Origin of the sequence: Streptomyces sp. NBC_01224 (assembly GCF_036002945.1) — a bacterium.
In the GTDB taxonomy this organism is placed as follows: Bacteria; Actinomycetota; Actinomycetes; order Streptomycetales; family Streptomycetaceae; genus Streptomyces.
Genome location: NZ_CP108529.1, coordinates 1239649 through 1260003 on the forward strand (window position 1 = coordinate 1239649; position 20355 = coordinate 1260003).

Consider the following 20355-nt stretch of genomic DNA (forward strand, 5'->3'; position numbering starts at 1 on the left):
GTCGGCGGTGCCGTCGCGGATGGAGGGGACGGACCTGAATGCGTCCGGCCGGTGCCTACCGGGATCGGCCCGTCCGGCGATCGAGGACATGCGGGGGCGACGACTGCCCGACCCGGCCGCTACTGCGGGGGGTTGCCGTGCTTACGGAAGGGCAGGTCGGCGTGCTTGTTGCGCAGCATGGCGAGCGAGGCGATCAGCACCTGGCGGGTCTCGGCAGGGTCGATGACGTCGTCGACGAGGCCGCGTTCGGCGGCGTAGTAGGGGTGCATCAGTTCGGCCTTGTACTCCTTGACCATGCGGACGCGCATGGCCTCGGGGTCTTCGGCGTCGGCGATCTGCCGACGGAAGATGACGTTGGCGGCACCTTCGGCGCCCATCACGGCGATCTCGTTGGTGGGCCAGGCGTAGGTCAGATCCGCACCGATGGACTGGCTGTCCATCACGATGTAGGCGCCTCCGTAGGCCTTGCGCAGGATCAGCGAGATCCTCGGCACGGTGGCGTTGCAGTACGCGTAGAGCAGCTTGGCACCGTGCCGAATAATTCCACCGTGCTCCTGGTCCACGCCGGGCAGGAAGCCTGGGACGTCCAGAAGGGTGATGATCGGGATGCTGAAGGCGTCGCACATCTGGACGAAGCGGGCGGCCTTCTCGGAGGCCTCGATGTCCAGGACACCGGCGAGGGACTGCGGCTGGTTGGCGACGATGCCGACGACCTGGCCGTCGAGCCGGGCCAGGGCGCAGATGATGTTGCGGGCCCAGCGCTCGTGGATCTCCAGGTAGTCGCCGTCGTCGACGAGCTCCTCGATGACCTTGTGCATGTCGTACGGGCGGTTGCCGTCGGCCGGCACCAGGTCGAGCAGGACGTCGCCGCGCCGGTCGGCCGGGTCGTCGCTCGCCACGGTGGGCGGGTTCTCCCGGTTGTTGGACGGCAGCATCCCGATCAGGTAGCGGACCTCGGCGATGCAGGTCTCCTCGTCGTCGTACGCGAAGTGCGCGACGCCCGAGGTCTCGGCGTGCACATCGGCGCCGCCGAGGCCGTTCTGGCTGATCTCCTCACCGGTGACCGCCTTCACGACGTCCGGCCCGGTGATGAACATCTGCGAGGTCTCACGGACCATGAACACGAAGTCGGTGAGCGCCGGGGAGTAGGCCGCGCCGCCCGCGCACGGTCCGAGCATCACGCTGATCTGCGGGATGACACCGGAGGCCCGGGTGTTGCGCTGGAAGATCCCACCGTATCCGGCGAGCGCGCTGACGCCCTCCTGGATACGGGCGCCCGCGCCGTCGTTCAGCGAGACCAGCGGGGCACCGGCCGAGATGGCCATGTCCATGATCTTGTGGATCTTGGTGGCGTGGGCCTCGCCCAGCGCGCCGCCGAAGATCCGGAAGTCGTGCGCGTAGACGAAGACCGTGCGGCCCTCGACCGTGCCCCAGCCGGTGATGACACCGTCGGTGTACGGCTTCTTCTGCTCCAGGCCGAAGCCGGTCGCCCGGTGCCGGCGAAGCTGCTCGACCTCCTTGAACGAACCCGGATCGACCAGCAGCTCAATGCGCTCACGCGCCGTCAGCTTGCCCTTGGCGTGCTGCGCCTCGGTCGCCCGCTCGCCGGGGCCGGCCAGCGCCTGCTCACGCAGCGCCAGCAGTTCGGCCACACGGCCACGCGTGGCGGACGGCAGCACTCCGGCGGGACGTTCGTGCGGAACGGTCATCACACCGACTCTCTGTGGAGGGAGGTGACGGCCGGCAGGATCTGGACCAGCCGGCCCGGCGTGCCCTGACGCCGCTGCCATTCACGGGGGTATCCGAGGGAGACCTCCTGGTGCGGCACGCCGTCGCAGCGGATCACCCTGGGAATGTGCAGGTGCCCGTAGACCACCGACCTGGCACGGAACCTCGTATGCCAGTCGGCGGTGGCCGTGGTTCCGCACCACAGCGCGAACTCCTGCCGCCAGAGCACTCGCGTCGGTTCGCGTACGAGCGGCCAGTGGTTGACGAGGACGGTAGGGAGGTCCTCGGGAAGAGCCGAGAGACGTGCCTCGGTCGTCCGCACCCGAGCCCGGCACCAGGATTCGCGGCTGGGGTAGGGGTCCGGGTGCAGCAGGAACTCGTCGCTGCAGACCACCCCGGCCTCCTCGGCTACCTGGAGCGCCGCCGCCTTGGAGTACGTCCCCGGCGGCCGGAAGGAGTAGTCGTACAGGAGGAAGAGCGGTGCGACGGCGACGGGACCACCCTCCCCTTCCCAGACCGGGTACGGGTCCTCGGGAGTGGACACTCCGAGCTTGCGGCAGATGTCCACCAGGTGCAGGTAGCGCTGCTCGCCCCGCAGTTGCACCGGGTCGTCGGGGGCGGTCCACAGTTCGTGATTGCCCGGCGCCCAGATGACGTTGGCGAACCGGTTGCGCAGGGTGCGCAGGGCCCACTCGATGTCCGAGGCGATCTCACCGATGTCACCGGCGACGATCAGCCAGTCCCTGTCGTTCTCCGGTCTGATCCGGTCGACGATCTTCCGGTTCTCGTCGTAGCGGACATGGACGTCGCTGATCGCGACGAGCCTTCCGGGCCCGGAGTCAGCCACCAGTGGCCTCTTGCCCGTCGCGCGCGCTCTCGGCGAGTTCCGAGACCTTCGCGAGTGTGGGCTGCCGGAGGATGGCCGGCAGGGCCGCCATGAATTCCCGCTCCTGACGGGAGCCCACGACCTCGGTGCTGACCGCGGCGAGCATGGCCAGCAGGGTGGCGGAGTCACCACCGAGCCGGTGGAAGTCCGCGTCACCGCCGAGCCGGTTGACGTCCACCGCCAGGACGCGCGCCCAGATCTTGGCCACCGCCTCCTCCACCTCACCGCGTGCCTTCGCCTCCGCGGCTGCGGCATCGGCCTGCGGTCCGGTGAACGGCACCGGCAGCGCGGCGACGTCGACCTTCTCGTTGACCGTACGGGGCAGCTCCGGCATGACCGTTGTCGTGGTCGGCACCATGTAGCGGGGCAGACGGCCGGCGACGTGTGCGGTGAGCCGGTCGACGGATACCTCTTCGTGCAGGACGACGTAGGCGCACAGCACCTTGTCAGTGGTGCCGGGCCTGACCAGGCCGGTGACGAACGCCGTTGCCACGGCCGGATGCTCCTCCAGGGCCTTGGCGACCTCGGCGGGCTCGATGCGGTACCCGAGCACCTTGACCTGCTCGTCGTTGCGGCCCACGGACTCCAGTTCACCCGAGTCCAGCATCCTGGCCAGGTCACCGCTGCGGTAGACGCGGGTGCCGTCGGCGAGGGCCGTGAACCGTTCGCGGACGAGGTCCGGCCGGCCGCGGTAGCCACGGGCCAGCTGATCACCGGCGAGATACATCTCGCCCACCTCGCCCGGGGCGACGTGGCGGCCGTCACCGCCGATCAGGTGGATCCGCGTGTTGTCGGTCGGCACGCCGATGGGCACCGACGGCAGGTCCGCGTCGTGGTCGGGATCGAAGCGTCGCGTCATGCAGCCGATGGTCGTCTCAGTGGGGCCGTACTCGTTGAAGATGCCGCACTGCGGCCCGAAGAGCTGCTGGGCGCGGTCGGCCACGGCACCGCGGAGGAGTTCCCCCCCGGCGATGACCGCGCGGAAACCGGTCGGGGCCAGGCCCAGCCTGCCGATGAGGTCGAGATGCGTGGGGGTGAGCTTGAGCGCGTTGGCCCCCGAGTTCTCCAGCATGTCGCGCAGCACCACGTGGTTGGGCTCGTCGGGTACCAGCGCGATGGACCCGCCGGCCAGCACCGGCAGGAAGATCGCCGTGTTGGAGAGGTCGAAGGCGAGAGAGGTGAACAGCGGGAAGCGGGTGGTGGAGTCCACCCCGTAGACGCGGGTCGCCCAGCTGATGAAGGTGGCCAGCTGACGGTGCTCGATCTCCACGCCCTTGGGGCGCCCGGTCGATCCCGAGGTGTAGATGACGTACGCGAGGTCCTCGGGCCGCACCTCGACGCTCTCGGGGCGGCGCTCCGAGGGCTCCAGTGTCTCGAGCACCACCACGTCGCAGCCGGAGTCCGGGGTGAACCGGCGCTCGGCGTGGACGCGTTCGGTGAGGCATACGGTGGCCCCGGCGTCCGCCACCAGGTCGGCGAGCCGGTGGTCGGGCTGCTGCGGGTCGAGCGGCAGGTAGGCCGCGCCCGCCTTGAGCACCCCCCAGATGGCGGCCATGGCCGCGACGGTGCGGCCGGCCAGCAGGCCCACGACGTCGTCGCGTCCGATGCCCCTGTCCAGCAGCTCGACGGCGACGGCGGCGGCCCGCCCGTCCAGCTCGCGGAAGGTCACGTCGCCCTCGGGGCCGGTCAGGACGACCGCATCGGGGGTGCTGGAGACCTGCCGGCGGAACTGCTCGACGGCGGTTCCCTGGCGGGCGAGCGCCCGCTGGGTGCGGTTGCCGTCCCACTCACGGTACGCCCGCGGGGACAGGGCCTCCTCGATGCGGTCGAGCAACGCCTCCGCGCGGTCCGGGGTTTGCGGACCGTCGTACCAGCCGATGGTGATCTCGGTGCGGCCGCCGAACTCGACCGCGTTGATCTCCGGCGGTCCCAGGGGCCCGGAATTGGGCAGTGAGTAGACGGTGGTGGCGTGGAAGGAGCCGGTGCTGAAGACGGCGGGGTCGACACGGCCCATGTGGGAGAGCGTGGCCAGGCTGCTGTAACAGCCCTGCTGTGCGGAGTAGGCGTCCAGGCCCATGATCTGCTGGTGCAGTTCCGTCAGGTTCTGGCCGGGCAGTGAGGGGTCGACGCGGGCCGCCAGATCCTGACCGGTGGCGAGGATGGACAGCAGTTGCTCGTGCGCCTGCTCCCAGCCGGCGTCGCCCCGTACCTCGTACAGCGGGTTGTTCGTGAGATTGCCGGTCGAACGGATACCGGGCAGGTACCGGCGCAGGTCGACCGGGACGAGGAACCTGCCGGTGCGCAGGCCGCACGCCTGCGTGACGGCGCGGGCGATCTTGGCGACCAGCGCGGGGTGCGTGCCGTCGATGGTACGCCTGCGCCAGAAGAAGTCGTGCTGGCCCTGCGGACGGGATCCGAGCGCGGACGGCCAGTCAAGGTCAGGGGTGATCTCCCGCTCCCGCGGGGCGCCGGCCTGCTCGATCAGCTCGTTCTCGGTGATGCGCGAGGGGGCGCCCACGGGCTCCTCCCCGCGCAGCACCCGGAAGATGTCCTCCGCCCAGGTGCGTACGCCCTGGCCGTCCATGACCCCGTGGAACGCGCGCACGATCAGCGTGTCCGACTCCTCGCCCGTGAGGAGCAGGAGCTCGCAGGTGGGGCCGCCGTCGTTGCCCATGAGGGGGCTGTGCAGTTCGGCCGCGTCGGCGAAGGTGTGCCGGTCGACCCGGTCGCCGGGCAGGACGCGCACGGCCGGTGCCATGCCGCTGTCCATCCAGGTCATGCCCTGCCGGGTGAGCCGCGCCCCGGGGCAGGCACCGGACGCGGTGTCCACGGCGCGGATCAGCTCGTCGTGACCGATGCGGCCGGCACCCTCGATGACGATCTGGATGACACCGGGAACCGACTCCGGGTACACCAGGAACCATGTCTCGGTGGGCGACACAGGCCGGCTGTAGACGTTGTCGTCCTCACCCGCGCACATGGGGATACCTCTTTCGGTTCGGGTCGGTCGGTGGTGCGTCACGCCCGGTCAGCGCAGGGTTTCGCCGGCGCCGAGTACCTGGCCGTCCGCCCGGCGCATGACGCGGGACTTGCGGAAGTCCAGGTGGACGAAGACGCGTTGCAGCCAGCGGTCCCGGCCGTCGTAGCGGGGCTGGAAGGAGTTGCGGCCGTGCAGGGCCAGCCGGTTGTCGACGAAGGCCAGGTCACCAGGGCCGAGGATCAGCGTGTGGGCCACCCGTTCGATGACGGCCTCGAGCTCGGCCATGGCCTGTGCGGCTTCGTCGTCGGACGGAATCGTGCTGCTGAAGTCCACCTTCAGGTCCGGGTCGTCGAAACTGCCGGCGAGGATTCCATGCGGTTCCTCCATGCCGTCGGCGATCTCGAAGGAAGCCGGTGTCATGGTCACGAATCGCGGCTGGTGGAGTATCTCCCGGGTCGGGCCGGAAAGCAGCGGAAGAGCGTTGCGTACGGAGGCGACGCGCAGGCCTGCGACGTTCTCGTGGTCGTTGCGCAGGCACATGAGGCCCACCAGGTCCGGCTTGTGCTCGTGAAATGCGTTCTCGGTGTGCATGTTGAGCTTGATGGAGCCGGCATTTCCCTGGAATTGTTCCATTCCGGGGACGGGGACGACATCCTGCACGAGCGCGCCGGTCTTCTCCTTGTCGAACGCGATCACCTCGCCCATGGCCATGGCGATGAGCATCAGCGCGGACGCCGCCGTGGTGGTCTCGCGCTGTACGGAGCCGCGAACCGTCGGTGTGTCGGGGACGGTCTCGGGATCCACCGGCAGGTTGCGCACCAGGAGCATGGCCTCGCGGCCGGAGTTCCACGTGAACCGGCGCAGGGTCTGGCGCAGCCGCATGGGAAGCCGGCAGGAGAGTTCCCGGGCGGCGGACGTCCAGCGGGGGTCGTCGTTCAGCCGTGGATCGACGTCGCGCAACTGCTCGGCCAGAAGGGTCAGTTCGCTCTTCTCCCGGCCGTCGAGCGATATTTGGGCATCGTCGCCGATTTTCGGCTTGACTTCGGCAGGCATAATTCAACCATTCGTGGGCAGAGTTGATCCGAAGGAACGGGCTCGCCAAGTCGACTCCGGTCCGCAGACTATGGATTCGGCCGAATTGACGGCAACCCCTATCTATCGTCCGTCGACCCCTGTATGGCAGTGCGGCGGATTTTGTTCGTTTGTTCTCAGCACCCCTGCTCCGTCAGCCATTCGCGCATCCGGCGGGCCAGGGGCCCCGCGCGCTCGCCGAGCATTGTGAAGTGATTCCCCGCTGTGTCGACGACCGAGTGGGGCAGGGGCCAGACGGCATGCCAGTCGCCTTCGCCCGACCACGCGCCCAGGGGCTCCTCCGCCCGTACCAGGAGGGTGGGTACGTCGACGGGCTGCGCCCGGCACGCGTACAGGAAGGGCAGGTAGGCGGCCCAGGCAGTGGCGCGGAAGTCGTCCATGGGGGTGTACGCGTCATCGCGTTCGACCATGCCGCCGAGCAGTTCGGGCATCCAGGCGGCCATCACCTCGCTGTCGGCGGGGTAGCTGTCCAGCAGGATCACGGCGGCCGGCGGACGTCCTCGCCGGTCCAGTTCGCGGGAGAGCGCGTTGGCCAGCAACGCACCGCCGGAGTGGCCGGTGACGACGAACGGCTTGTCCCCCACCGTACGCAGGACCGAATCGGCGTGCGTACGCATCAGGACGTCGAAGTTCTCCGGAAGGTCCTCCCCTTCGGCGAAGCCGGGGTGCGGAAGCGCGTACACGTCGCGTTCCCCCCGGAAACCGGCGGCCAGGCGGGCGTACTCGTGCGGTCCGGAGAGCATCGACATCGTGCAGAGGCAGATGAGCGGAAGGCCGTCGCCCGACGCCAGGCGGACGACGGGCGCGGGTTGGGCGGGTGGCGCGTCGCTGTTGAAGACGGTCCGGAATTCGGCGAGTTGCATCAGCACCTTCGCGTATTCCACGGCCTGGCCGGTGGAGCGGGTGTGCTGAAGGAGGGATCCCAGGATGCCGCCGCTCGGCCTGGCCGTGGGTGCGGTGGCTTCGCCGCCGCCGCCGTCCAGCACCGTGGAAAGGTGCCGGGCCAGGCGGGACGGTGTGGGGTGGTCGAAGAGGAGGGTGGCCGACAGCTCCTCGGTGCCGAGCACCGTCCGGAGGCTGTTCCGCAGCTCCAGGGCGGTCAGGGAGTCGAAGCCCTGCTCCAGGAAGTCCCGCCCGGTGTCCAGCTCTTCGGCCGAGGGGAGACCGAGTGCCGCGGCGGCCCAGGTGGTGACGACGTCCAGGAGCAGCTTGTGCCGGCCGGCCGGGGTGGCTTCGGCCAGCCGCTCGGCCAGGGCCGTCGAGGCTTCGGCGGACGCGATGTCCCCGGTCGCCTCGGTGGCGGCCGGGCCGGGAGCAGCCGGGCCCGGGGCCGCCTGGCCGGGGATGTATGCGGGCGGCGCGGGCCAGTACCGGCGGCGCTGGAAGGCGTAGGTCGGTACATCGGCCAGGCGTGCGCCCCGTCCGGCGAACACCTCCGCCCAGTCGACGGGGAGGCCGTGCACATGGAGCTCGGCCAGTGCGGTGAACAGGGCGCGCACCGGGGAACGGTCGCGGTGCTGTGTCGCGACGAGGAGGGGCGGCTCGAGGTCGCCGCGGCCGGTGAGGCAGTCCTGGGCGAGGGCGGTGAGCACGCCGTCGGGGCCGATCTCCAGGAAGGTGCCCGCCCGGTCGTCGTGCAGTCGTCGTACGGTCTCGGCGAACCGGACGGTCTCCCGGACGTGCCGCGTCCAGTAGTCGGGGCTGAGCGCCTGCTCCGTGGTGAGGGGCGCGCCGGTCACGGCACTGACGAGGTCGATCTCGGCCGGCCGGAGGGTCAGGTTCGCGGCGACCGTGCGGAGGTCGTCCAGCATGGCGTCCATGTGTGCCGAGTGGAAGGCATGGCTGGTCCGCAGCTCCTTGTGTCTGCGTCCCTGCTTCGTCCAGAGGGCCACGATGTCCTGGACCTCGTCCCGGTCACCGGACAGGACCACGGACGACGGTCCGTTGACGGCGGCGATCGACAGACCGGAGCCGGCACCGAGGAGGTCCCGCACCTCCTGCTCGGACGCCTCGACGGCCACCATCAGGCCGCCGCCCGGCATCGCCTGCATCAGGCGGCCGCGGGCCGCGACGAACGCGCAGGCGTCCTCCAGCGACAGGACCCCGGCGACGTGCGCCGCGGTCAGCTCGCCGAGGGAGTGACCGGCGACCGCGTCGGGGCGCACACCCCAATTCTCCAGCAGCCGGTACAGGGCCACTTCGAACGCGAAGAGCGCGGGCTGGGCGAACTCGGTCCGGTCGAGCTTCTCCGGGTCCGGTCCCGACATCACCGCGCGGAGGGATGTGCCGAGATGCCGGTCGAACGCGTCGCAGACGGCGTCCAGGGCCGCGGCGAACGCGGGGAAGGCCGCGTACAGCTCGTCCGCCATGCCAGGCCGTTGGCTGCCCTGCCCGGTGAAGAGGAAGACGGTACCTTCCCCGGCCCGGACCGCGCTTCGGATCACACCGGGGGCCGCCTCGCCGCCGGCCAGGGACGTGAGGCCACGGACGAGGCCGTCGCGGTCGTCGGCCAGGACCACCGCCCGGCGGTCGAGTGCCGCACGGGAGACGGCCAGCGAGTACCCGAGGTCTGTCGGGGAGTGTCCGGGATCGTCGCGCAGGCGGTCCAGGAGGCGGGTCGCCTGGTCTCTCAGGGCTTCCTCGGTGCGGGCGGACACCAGGAACGGGACGACGGGGAGCTCGGTGGTGGAGCCGGTGACGGGTTCGCTCGCGGGCGCCTGTTCGAGGATCAGGTGCGCGTTGGTGCCGCTGAGCCCGAAGGCCGAGACGCCCGCCCGGCGGGGCCGTCCTGTGACCGGCCAGGGTGTGGCCTCGGTCAGCAGGGACACCGCGCCGGCCGACCAGTCGACGTGGGGGGTGGGCGCGTCGACGTGCAAGGTCCGGGGCAGCGTCGCGTGGCCGAGTGCCAGGACGGTCTTGATGGCGCCGACGGCACCGGCGGCGGCCTGGGTGTGCCCGACATTCGACTTGACGGTGCCCAGGAGCAGGGGCCGGTCCGCGGGGCGGCCGCGGCCGTAGGTGGCGAGCAGGGCCTGGGCCTCGATCGGGTCGCCGAGCACCGTGCCGGTGCCGTGCGCCTCCACGGCGTCGACGTCGGCCGGGGTCAGACCGGCGTCGGCGAGCGCTTGGGCGATCACACGGCGCTGGGCCGGCCCGCTCGGAGCCGTGAGTCCGTTGCTCGCACCGTCCTGGTTGACCGCGCTGCCGCGCAGCACGGCGAGCACCTTCCGGCCGTTCCGGCGGGCGTCGGAGAGGCGTTCCAGGAGGATGACGCCCGCTCCTTCGCCCCAGCCCGTCCCGTCGGCGCCGGCCGCGAACGACTTGCAACGGCCGTCGCCGGCGAGTCCGCGCTGCTTGCTGAACTCGACGAACGCGCCAGGGGTGGCCATGACTGTCACCCCGCCGGCCAGCGCCAGCGAGCACTCCCTGTCGCGCAACGACCTGGCGGCCAGGTGGATGGCCACGAGGGACGACGAACAGGCGGTGTCGACCGTGATCGCCGGTCCCTGGAGGCCCAGGAGGTAGGACACCCGGCCGGAGACGACGCTGCCCGCGGCGCCGGTGAGCAGGTAGCTGTCGCTGCCCTGGGCATCGCCGTACATCCCCGCGCTGTACCCCGAGGAGGAGGCCCCGACGAACACGCCGGTGCCGGTGCCGCGCAGGGACGACGGGTCGATACCGGCCCGTTCGAACAGTTCCCACGACGACTCGAGCAGCAGCCGCTGCTGCGGGTCCATCGCCAGTGCCTCGCGTGGGCCGATTCCGAACAGCGCGGCGTCGAACGCGTCGGCGTCGTGGACGAATCCTCCCTCCGGGGTGATGCCCTCGTCACCCAGCCCGCGCAGCCAGTCCACGTCCCAGCCCCGGTCGTCGGGGACGGCCGACATGGCGTCCGTACCGTCCATGACGAGGCGCCACAGGTCCTCCGGCGACCGTACGCCGCCCGGCAGGCGGCAGCTCATCGCCACGACGGCGACCGGCTCCGCCCGCTCGTCGACGAGGCGCTGATGCTGTTGGCGCAGCCGTTCGTTCTCCACGAGAGACGCCCGTAGCGCATCGACGATCTCTTCGACCTGCGTCCCCATCATGTGCTCCACGCTGCTCGTCGCATCAGGCTTCCTTCGTTCGTGTCGCCATGCGGACGAGGGCGGTGATGTCCATGGCGTTGATCTCGTCCACCCGGTCGTCGGACTCAGGCGTTCGCTCCTCCTGCGGGGCCTTGGCCTCCTCCGGACGCAGCAGCGCGTCCAGGAGACCCGACTCTCGGATCCGGGCCATCGGGATGGTGGCGAGCAGCGAGCGCACCTGTGCGTCGTCGTCCTCGTCGGACGACTCCGTGCCCGGCGGCGGCAGTTCGCGCAGCAGCCGGTCGCGAAGGCCGGTTGGTGACGGTTCGTCGAAGACCAGGGTGGTCTCCAGGCGCAGCCCGGTGGCGGCGTTCAGGCGGTTGCGCAGCTCGACCGCCATGACCGAGTCGAATCCCATCTCCCGGAAGGCCCGTTGGGGGTCGACGGCATCGGCGCCGGGATGTCCGAGCACTGCCGCCGCCTCCGTCCGTACGAGGTCCAGGAGCACCCGCTTCCGTTCGGCTTCCGAGGCGCCGGCCAGCCGGTCCGCAAGGGCGGTGGCCGCGGCCTCGGGCGCGTCGTGGTCGTCCTCGGAAGGCTGGAGCACGGCGGCGGCCTCGGGGATGTCCTCGATCAGCGGACGGGGCCGGGCCATGGTGAAAGCGGGGGCGAACCGGGTCCAGTCGATGTCGGCGACCGTCAGGCAGGTTTCCTCCCTTTCCACCGCCTGGACCAGGGCCCGGACGGCCGACTCGGGGTCCATGGGCCGCAGTCCGAGGCGCGTGAGCGTCGACTCGGCGGCGGTGTCCACCATGCCTCCGCCGGCCCAGCCGCCCCAGGCGACCGAAGTGGCGGCCAGCCCGCGGGCGCGGCGGCGCTCCGCGAGCGCGTCGAGGTGGCAGTTGCTGACGGCGTAGGCGCCCTGCGCCGATCCGCCCCAGACGCCGGCGCCGGAGGCGAACAGCACGAAGGCGTCCAGCGAGTCGTCGTCGAAGAGTTCGTCGAGGTGGGTCGCGCCTGCCGCCTTCGCGGACATGACCCGAGCGAACTCGGCGGGGTCGGACTCCTCCAGGCCGCAGACCAGGGTCTCCCCGGCAGCGTGCACCACTGTGCGTACGGGCGCCTTCTCGTCCTGTGCCAGGTCCTTCACGAGGGCGGTCAGGGCGGTGGGGTCGGCGACGTCGCAGGCGGCGAGCGTCACGCGGGCGCCCAGGGCGGTGAGTTCGTCCTTCAGCGCCAGGGCCCCGGGGGTGTCCGCGCCCCTGCGCCCGGTCAGCACCAGGTGCTCGGCGCCATTGCCCGCGAGCCAGCGGGCGATGTGGGACCCCAGGGCTCCCATGCCTCCGGTGATCAGGGCCGTACCGCGCGGCCGCCAGCGCGACGGCGCGGCCGGCCGGGGGCCGGCGGGCGAGCGTCCGAGGCGGCGGGCGAACACCCCCTGGGGGCGAACGGCCAGCTGGTCCTCGTCACCGGCCCCGGCCAGCAGTCGGCACACCTGGGCGACGGACCGCTCGTCCGGCTCGGCGGACAGGTCGATGAGGCCGCCCCAGCGTTCGGGGTGCTCGAGGCCGATCACGCGGCCCAGCCCCCAGACCTGTGCCTGGGCCGGGCCGGCGAGCGGGCCGGAGCCGTCGACGGAGACCGCTCCCCGGGTCAGGCACCACAGGGGCGCCACCAGGTCCAGATCGGTCATCGCCTGGATGAGGGAGGTGGTGGCCGCGACGCCGGCCGGGACGACCGGGTGGAACGGGTCGGGTCGGTCGTCCTCGGCGAGGAAGGACAGGACGCCTTCGATCGGGCCGCCGTCGGGCACGGCGGCCCCGAGCCGTTGCAGCGCCATGGCGCGTCCGGTGTCGTCGGACTCGAACAGCACGTGGATGGTGCGGGCCCCGTTGCGCGCCAGCTCTCGCTCGACGGCCTCGCTCGCCCTGCTCGCCACCCCGTGCGGGCTGACGATCAGCCAGGTACCCGACGGGGCCGTGGCCGTGGCCGTGGCCGGGGCCGTGGCCGGGGTGACGGGCACCCAGGTGATCCCGTAGCGCCAGCTGTCCAGGACGGACTGCTCGCGGCGTTCGCGCCGCCAGGACGTGAGGGAGGGCAGGACGCTCTCCCACGAGCGCCGGGCTTCGTCGTCGCCGGCTCCCAGCATGCCGGCCAGCGCGGTGGGGTCCTCGCTCTCCACGGCGGCCCAGAACGCGTCGTCCACCGGGTCGCGGTGTTCGGCCGGGGCGGGGAGTGCGGCGGGCTTCGGCCAGTAGCGGCTGCGCTGGAAGGCGTACGTGGGCAGCTCGGCATGGCCCGTACGGGGGCCGAACACGGCACGCCAGTCGGGGGACACACCGGCGACGTGGGCCTCGGCCAGTGACGTGAGGAACCGGTGGGGCCCGCCCTCGTGGCGGCGCAGCGTACCCAGCGCGGTCGCCTCCGTCTTCACGGCGTCGAACGTCTCCTGGAGCCCGATTCCCATCACCGGGTGGGGGCCGACCTCGAGGAACGTACGGTGGCCGTCGGCGAGTGCCGCGCGGGTGGCGGCCTCGAACTCCACGGTGGAGCGCAGGTTGCGGAACCAGTACCCGGCGTCCAGTTCCGCGGTGTCGATCGTCGCGCCCGTGAGGGTCGAGTAGAACGGCACGGTGGACGAGCGGGGGGTGATCCCGGTGAGCAGCCGGTCCAGTTCCTCGCGGATGGCCTCGACCTGGGCGGAGTGCGAGGCATAGTCGACCGCGATGCGCCGGCCGCGTACACCGCCGGCCTCGCAGGCGCTCAGGAGCTCGTCCAGCGCCTCGGGCTCCCCCGCGACGACGGCGGACGACGGACCGTTGACGGCAGCCACCGACAACCGGTCGCCCCACGCGGTGAGACGCTCGCGCAGCAGCGGGGCCGGCTCCCCGACCGACACCATGCCGCCCCTGCCGGACAGGGCGAGCAGCGCCCTGCTGCGCAGGGCCACGACACGCGCGGCGTCTTCGACGGACAGCGCGCCGGCCACGGTCGCGGCGGCGATCTCGCCCTGCGAATGGCCGATCACGGCGGCCGGACGGACTCCGCAGGCACGCCACAGCTCGGCCAGCGACACCATGACCGCCCACAGCACGGGCTGCACCACGTCGACCCGATCGAGGCCGGGGGCGCCGGGAGCCTCACGTACGACGTCTTCCAGCGACCAGTCCGTATGGGGGGCCAGGGCCTGTGCGCAGTCGGCGATTCGTGCGGCGAACACGCCGGAGGTGTCGAGCAGTTCCTTCGCCATGCCGGGCCATTGCGCGCCCTGCCCGGGGAATACGAGGGCGGGCCCGATGTCGCGGGCCGCGCTCCCCCGTACGATTCCGGCCGCCGAGCCGTCGGCGGCCAGCACCCGCAGCGCCGCCTCGAACTCGGCGGGCTTTGAGGCGACGAGGGCCGCGCGGTGCTCGAAACGGGACCTGGTCGTCGCCAGGGCGTGGGCGAGGGCGGCCGGGTCCGCGGTGCCGACCGCGTCCAGCAGGCGCGACGCCTGGTCCCGCAGGGCTTGGCGCGTCCTGCCGGACAGCACCCACGCGGTCGTGGCGCCGGTGTCGAGCGGAACGTCCGGCTGGGGAGCAGCCGGGGCGGGGACGTCGGCAGGGGCCTGCTCGATGATGGTGTGCGCGTTCGTACCGCTGACGCCGAATGACGACACGCCCGCGCGGCGCGGCCGGTCCGTCTCCGGCCAGTCGACCGGTGCCGTCAGCAGTTCCACGGCGCCCGCCGACCAGTCGACGTGGGACGACGGCTCGTCCACGTGCAGTGTCGGGGGCAGTACGCCGTGCCGCATCGCCATCACCATCTTGATCACACCGGCCACACCTGCGGCGGCCTGCGTGTGACCGATGTTCGACTTGACCGATCCCAGCCACAGCGGCCGGTCCGCCGGACGGTCCTGCCCGTACGTGGCGAGCAGCGCCTGCGCCTCGATCGGGTCGCCCAGCGTCGTGCCGGTGCCGTGCGCCTCCACGGCGTCGACCTGGTCGGCGGTCAGACCGGCCCCGTCCAGCGCCTGCCGGATGACCCGTTGCTGCGAGGGGCCGTTGGGCGCGGTCAGACCGTTGCTCGCACCGTCCTGGTTCACCGCGGAGCCCCGTACGACCGCGAGGACCTCACGACCGTTGCGGCGGGCGTCCGAGAGCCGTTCGACCAGGAGGACGCCGACGCCCTCGCCCCAGCCCGTACCGTCGGCGGACTCGGCGAAAGCCTTGCACCTGCCGTCGGAGGACAGTCCGCGCTGCCGGCTGAACTCGATGAACGCGGACGGCGTCGACATCACGGTCACACCGCCGGCCAGGGCCAGGGTGCATTCGCCCGCGCGCAGGGCCTGGACGGCCAGGTGCAGGGCGACCAGTGAGGACGAGCACGCCGTGTCGACGGTGACCGCGGGTCCTTCCAGACCCAGCGCGTAGGACACCCGTCCGGAAACCACGCTGGCCGCGTTTCCGGTGGCCACGAAGCCTTCGGCGCTCTCGGCCGAGCCCATCAGGAGGCCGGTGTAGTCCTGGCTGTTGGTGCCCGCGAAGACGCCGACCCGTCCGCCGCGCACCGAATCGGGGTCGATACCCGCCCGCTCGAACGCCTCCCACGAGGTTTCGAGCAGCAGGCGTTGCTGCGGGTCCATGGCCAGCGCCTCGCGCGGGGCGATGCCGAAGAAGCCCGCGTCGAAGTCGGCGACATCGTGCAGGAACCCGCCCTCGCGCACGTACGACGTGCCCCGCTGGTCGGGGTCCGCGCTGTAGAGCCGTTCGATGTCCCAGCCCCGGTCGCCGGGCAGTGGGGAGACCGCGTCGGTCCCCGACTCCAGGAGGTCCCAGAACTGTTCCGGGGACTGGACCCCGCCGGGGAAGCGGCAGCTCATGCCGACGATGGCGATCGGGTCGTCGTCCAGGACGGCGACGGGGGCGTCCTGGGCCGGCCCCGTCCGGGAGCCGACGAGTTCGTCACGCAGGTACCGGGAGAGGACCAGCGGGGTCGGGTAGTCGAAGACGAGTGTCGCGGGCAGGGCGAGTCCGGTGCTCGCCCCGAGCAGGTTGCGCAGCTCCACTGCAGTCAGCGAGTCGAAGCCCAGCTCCCGGAAGGCACGTCCGGGCTGCACCCCGTCCGCCGACGCGTGCCCGAGTACCGCGGCGGCCTGGCCGCAGACCAGCGCGAGCAGGATGCGCTCGGACTCCTGCGGTGAGGTGCCTGCCAGCTGCTCGTGCAGGGCGCTCTCGGCGGCCTTCTCCGGCGCCGGGGCGCCGGTCGCCGCCGACAGCCGCTGCACGTCGGGGATCTCGCCGATGAACGCGGACCGGCCGGGCGGCAGGGAGGGCGCGAAGCGCTCCCAGTCCACATCGGCGACGACCGTGTGGGGCGCACCGCCTTCGACGGCCTGTCGCAGCGCCCGCATCGCCGGTTCCGGTGGCAGCGGGGGCATTCCGCCCCGGCGTACGCGTTCGGCCACCAGCGGGTCGGCGGCCATGCCGGCGCCGTCCCAGGCGCCCCATCCGATGGACGTGGCGGGCAGCGCCTGGGCGTGGCGGACGGCGGCGATCGCGTCGAGGAACGCGTTGCCGGCCGCGTACGCGGCCTGTCCGGCGTTACCGAACGTGGCGGCCAGCGAGGAGAAGAGGACGAACGCCGACAGGTCGAGATGGCGGGTCAGTTCGTGCAGGTGCAGGACGGCGTCGGCCTTCGGCCGCAGGACCCGCTCGACCCGCTCGGGGGTCAGCGAGCCGAGCATGCCGTCGTCCAGCACGCCGGCGGTGTGGACGACCGCGGTCAGCGGGTGCTCGGCGGGTACCGACGCGAGCAGTGCAGCCAGCGCGTCCCGGTCGGTGACGTCACAGGCGGCCACGGTGACGCGCGCGCCGAGCTGCGTGAGCTCGGCCTGCAGATCCCGGGCGCCGGGGGCGTCGGGGCCGCTGCGGCTCGTGAGCAACAGGTGGGCGGCCCCGTTGCGGGCCAGCCAGCGGGCGGCGACGGTACCCAGGGCGCCGGTGCCGCCGGTCACCAGCACGGTGCCGTCGGGCTGCCACGGCGTACGTGCCTCCGGCAGCTGGGGGGCGGACCTGACGAGGCGGCGTACGTGGACGCCGGAGGACCGTATCGCCAGTTGGTCCTCCGTCCTGCGGGTGTCGGCGAGCACTGCGCACAGGCGGCGGGCGGCACGGGTGTCGAGTGTCCCGGGCAGGTCGATCAAGCCGCCCCAGAGACCGGGCTCTTCGACCGCCACGACCTGGCCGAGGCCCCAGACCATGGCCTGTTCGGGGGCGGTCAGCGGGTCGGATCCGTTGACGGCGACGGCACCGCGGGTGGCCAGCCAGAGCGGTGCGCGCAGCCGCGCGGCCGCCAGGGCCTGCACCAGTGCGAGGGTGTCCTGGAGCCCTTGGGTCCCCTCGCCGTGCAGGGCGGTCAGGGCCAGCACGCCGGTGATGCCGCCGTCCGTCATGGCGTCCCGCAGCAGGGCGCCGTCGTGGGGCGACGGGACGCGGACGACGCGGACTCCGTGGGCGCCCAGAGCGTCCGCGATGTCGTCGGTGGCGTCCTCGGGGCCCGCCACGAGCCATGTACCGGCCGGTACGGCCGGGTCGGGTTCCGGTGCGGGGCGCCACTGCACCTCGTACCGCCAGGAGTCGATGGCGGACTGGTCGCGCCGGCCGCGCCGCCAGTCGGCGAGTGCCGGCAGTACGGTGCTGAGGGGCTGGTCCCCGTCGAGGGCGAGCGTGCCGGTCACGGCGTCCAGGTCCTGGCGCTCCACCGCGGACCAGAACCCGGCCTCCGCCGGGTCCTCGCCACCTCGCGCGTCCGCTGCCGCCGTCCATACGAGCGACTCGGGCCAGTACCGGGTGCGCTGGAACGCGTAGGTGGGCAGGGTCACCTGCCCGGCGCCGGGAAACAGGGCCGTCCAGTCGCAATCGACGCCGCGTACGTACGACCGGGACAGCGCGGTCATCGCCGACCGGGTCTCGGGACGGCCGGCCCGTAGGACCGGGAACGCGTCCGCGCCCGCGTCCGCGTCCGCGTCCAGGCAGTCGGCGACCATCGCGCTGAGCACGCCGTCGGGGCCGAGTTCGACGTACGTCTTCACGCCCTGGCCGGCCAGGGTCCGCACGCAGTCGTCGAACCGGACGGTCCGACGGACATGGCGCACCCAGTAGTCGGCCGAGCCTGCCTCCTCGGCCGTCAGGATCCGGCCGGTCACGTTCGAGACGACCGGGATGGCGGGAGGGGCGAACGTCAGAGCCCGAAGGACCCGGCCGAACTCGTCGAGCATCGGGTCCATGTGGGGGGAGTGGAAGGCGTGGCTGACCTTCAGCCTCTTGGTCTTGCGGTTTCGGGCCTCGAAGTGGGCGGCCACGGTGAGTACTTCGTCCTCGTCACCGGAGACGACGACGGAGCGGGGGCCGTTCACCGCGGCGACCGAGGCCCGGTCCGTCCGGCTGGCCAGCGCCTGGACCACTTCGTCCTCGCTCGCCTCGACGGCCACCATGGCGCCGCCCTCGGGCAGTGCCTGCATCAGCCGTCCCCGCGCCGCGACCAGCGTGCACGCGTCGTCCAGGGAGAGGACTCCTGCGACGTGCACGGCGGACACCTCGCCGATGGAGTGGCCCGCGAGGAGGCCGGGGCGGACGCCCCAGTGGGCGAGCAGGCGGAACAGCGCCACCTCGACCGCGAACAGGGCGGCCTGCGTGTACGCCGTGCGGTGCAGCAGAGCCGCTCGCTCGCTGCCCTCCTCGGCGAACAGCACGCTGCGCAGGGGGTGCTGGAGATGGCGGTCCAGATGGGCGCACACCTCGTCCAGCGCGTCGCGGAAGACGGGGAAACGCTCGGCGAGCTCCCGTCCCGTACCCAGCCGCTGGCTGCCCTGTCCGCTGAACAGGAACGCGACCCGGCCCTCGGTCACGGTGCCGCGCACCGGTCCGGCCGTGCCGTTCGCCAGGGCCTCCAGCTGGAGCAGGACGCCGTCGCGGTCCTCCGCGACGACCACGGCCCGGTCCTCGAAGGCGGTGCGGGTGGTCGCCAGCGCGTGGGCCACGTCCGCCAGGTCGTACTCGGGGCGGGTGGCCAGCAGGGCGCGCAGCCGGGCGGCCTGCGCGGCGAGCGCCGTCCCGCCGCGCGCGGAGACGGGCAGGGCGACGGATCCCTCCTGCGCCCCGGTGCCGGCCGGCGTGGCGGCAGGCGTGTCGGCCGGTGTGGCGGCTTGCTCGATGATGACGTGGGCGTTGGTGCCGCTGATGCCGAACGACGAGACACCCGCGCGCCTCGGCTGTCCGGTTTCGGGCCACGGCACCGCGTCGGTCAGCAGCCGCACCTCGCCCGTGGTCCAGTCCACCTGCGGTGTGGGCGCGTCGATGTGCAGGGTCGCCGGGAGTGCGTCCCGCTGCATCGCCATCACCATTTTGATCACACCGGCCACACCCGCGGCGGCCTGCGTGTGACCGATGTTGGACTTGACCGAGCCCAGCCACAGCGGCCGGTTCGCCGGGCGGTCCTGCCCGTAGGTGGCCAGCAGGGCCTGTGCCTCGATCGGGTCACCGAGCACTGTTCCGGTGCCGTGCGCCTCGACCACGTCGACCTGGGACGGTGTCAACGAGGCGTCGGCGAGCGCCTGTTCGATGACGCGCTGCTGGGACGGTCCGTTCGGGGCGGTCAGTCCGTTGCTCGCGCCGTCCTGGTTCACCGCTGAGCCGCGGAGCACGGCGAGCACCTGATGCCCGTTCCGGCGGGCGTCGGAGAGCCGCTCCACGAGCAGGACCCCGACGCCCTCGGCGAACCCCGTGCCGTCCGCCGCAGCGGCGAACGCCTTGCAGCGGCCGTCCCGGGCCAGCCCGCCCTGCGCGCTGAAGCTGCTGAACATGCCGGGGGTCGCCATGACCGTGACCCCGCCCGCGAGCGCCAGCGTGCACTCGCCCCGGCGCAGGGCCTGCGCCGCCAGGTGCAGCGCCACCAGCGACGACGAGCACGCGGTGTCGACGGTGACGGCGGGCCCTTCGAGACCGAGCGTGTAGGAGACCCGCCCGGAGATCACGGCGGCGGCGCTGCCCGTGCCCGTGTACCCCTCCAGGCCGGCCGAGCCCATCAGCAGGTAGGGGTAGTCCTGGCCGTTGGTCCCGGCGAAGATCCCGGTAGGGGTGCCCCGCAGCGTCTCCGGGTCGATTCCGGCCCGCTCGACCGCTTCCCACGACGTTTCCAGGAGCAGCCGCTGCTGCGGGTCGGTGGCCAGCGCCTCGCGCGGGCTGATGCCGAAGAACGCCGCGTCGAAGTCCCCCGCGTCCCGGACGAACCCGCCCTCACCGGCGTACCCCGTCCCCCCGGGCGCGGGCTGAAAAACGGAGTCCGTGTTCCAGCCCCGGTCCGACGGGAAGGGGGTCATGCCGTCGGCGCCGGAGGCAACCAGGTCCCACAGCTCCTCCGGGGAGCGCACCCCACCGGGATAGCGGCAGCTCATGCCGATGATGGCGATCGGCTCGGTGTCGCGCTCCTCCATTTCGCGGATCCGGTCGTGCGCCGCTTCGAGATCGGTGCTGACCCGCTTGAGGAAGTACCGGAGCTTCTCTTCGTTCGCCATCGGGCGACCCCTCTGTCAGGAACTGTGTGGTGCGATGTGCTTGCCG

At 72.2% G+C, this 20355-nt stretch carries 6 protein-coding genes; all 6 read right to left on the reverse strand.

Translation table 11 applies throughout. The annotated features are described in order from the left end of the window. Positions 1-119: 119 nt before the first annotated feature. A complete protein-coding gene (locus OG609_RS05440) occupies positions 120-1709 on the reverse strand; it encodes an acyl-CoA carboxylase subunit beta (RefSeq protein ID WP_327271738.1) in 1590 nt (529 codons plus the stop codon). Then, a complete protein-coding gene (locus OG609_RS05445; protein WP_382910940.1) occupies positions 1709-2578 on the reverse strand; it encodes a metallophosphoesterase family protein in 870 nt (289 codons plus the stop codon). Before OG609_RS05445 ends, OG609_RS05440 begins: the two co-directional genes overlap by 1 nt. Further along, positions 2568-5594 (reverse strand): amino acid adenylation domain-containing protein, encoded by a 3027-nt coding sequence (locus OG609_RS05450; RefSeq protein ID WP_327271740.1) that lies wholly within the window; start codon positions 5592-5594, stop codon positions 2568-2570. Before OG609_RS05450 ends, OG609_RS05445 begins: the two co-directional genes overlap by 11 nt. A 48-nt stretch (positions 5595-5642) precedes the next feature. Continuing rightward, positions 5643-6647 (reverse strand): TauD/TfdA family dioxygenase, encoded by a 1005-nt coding sequence (locus tag OG609_RS05455; protein WP_327271741.1) that lies wholly within the window; start codon positions 6645-6647, stop codon positions 5643-5645. A gap of 155 nt (positions 6648-6802) precedes the next feature. Next, the gene (locus tag OG609_RS05460) at positions 6803-10771 is read right to left on the reverse strand and encodes a type I polyketide synthase (protein ID WP_327277943.1); all 3969 of its coding nucleotides are present in this window, start codon (positions 10769-10771) and stop codon (positions 6803-6805) included. Between the two features lie 25 nt (positions 10772-10796). Next, positions 10797-20309, reverse strand: coding sequence for a type I polyketide synthase (locus tag OG609_RS05465; protein ID WP_327271742.1), 9513 nt, complete (start codon positions 20307-20309; stop codon positions 10797-10799). Positions 20310-20355: the final 46 nt, after the last annotated feature.

Excerpts from the sequence above, each read along its gene's own strand:
- OG609_RS05440 (WP_327271738.1), bottom strand. The coding sequence starts at position 1,709 with ATGACCGTTCCGCACGAACGTCCCGCCGGAGTGCTGCCGTCCGCCACG.
- OG609_RS05450 (WP_327271740.1), bottom strand. The coding sequence starts at position 5,594 with ATGTGCGCGGGTGAGGACGACAACGTCTACAGCCGGCCTGTGTCGCCC.
- OG609_RS05455 (WP_327271741.1), bottom strand. The coding sequence starts at position 6,647 with ATGCCTGCCGAAGTCAAGCCGAAAATCGGCGACGATGCCCAAATATCG.
- OG609_RS05460 (WP_327277943.1), bottom strand. The coding sequence starts at position 10,771 with ATGGGGACGCAGGTCGAAGAGATCGTCGATGCGCTACGGGCGTCTCTC.
- OG609_RS05465 (WP_327271742.1), bottom strand. The coding sequence starts at position 20,309 with ATGGCGAACGAAGAGAAGCTCCGGTACTTCCTCAAGCGGGTCAGCACC.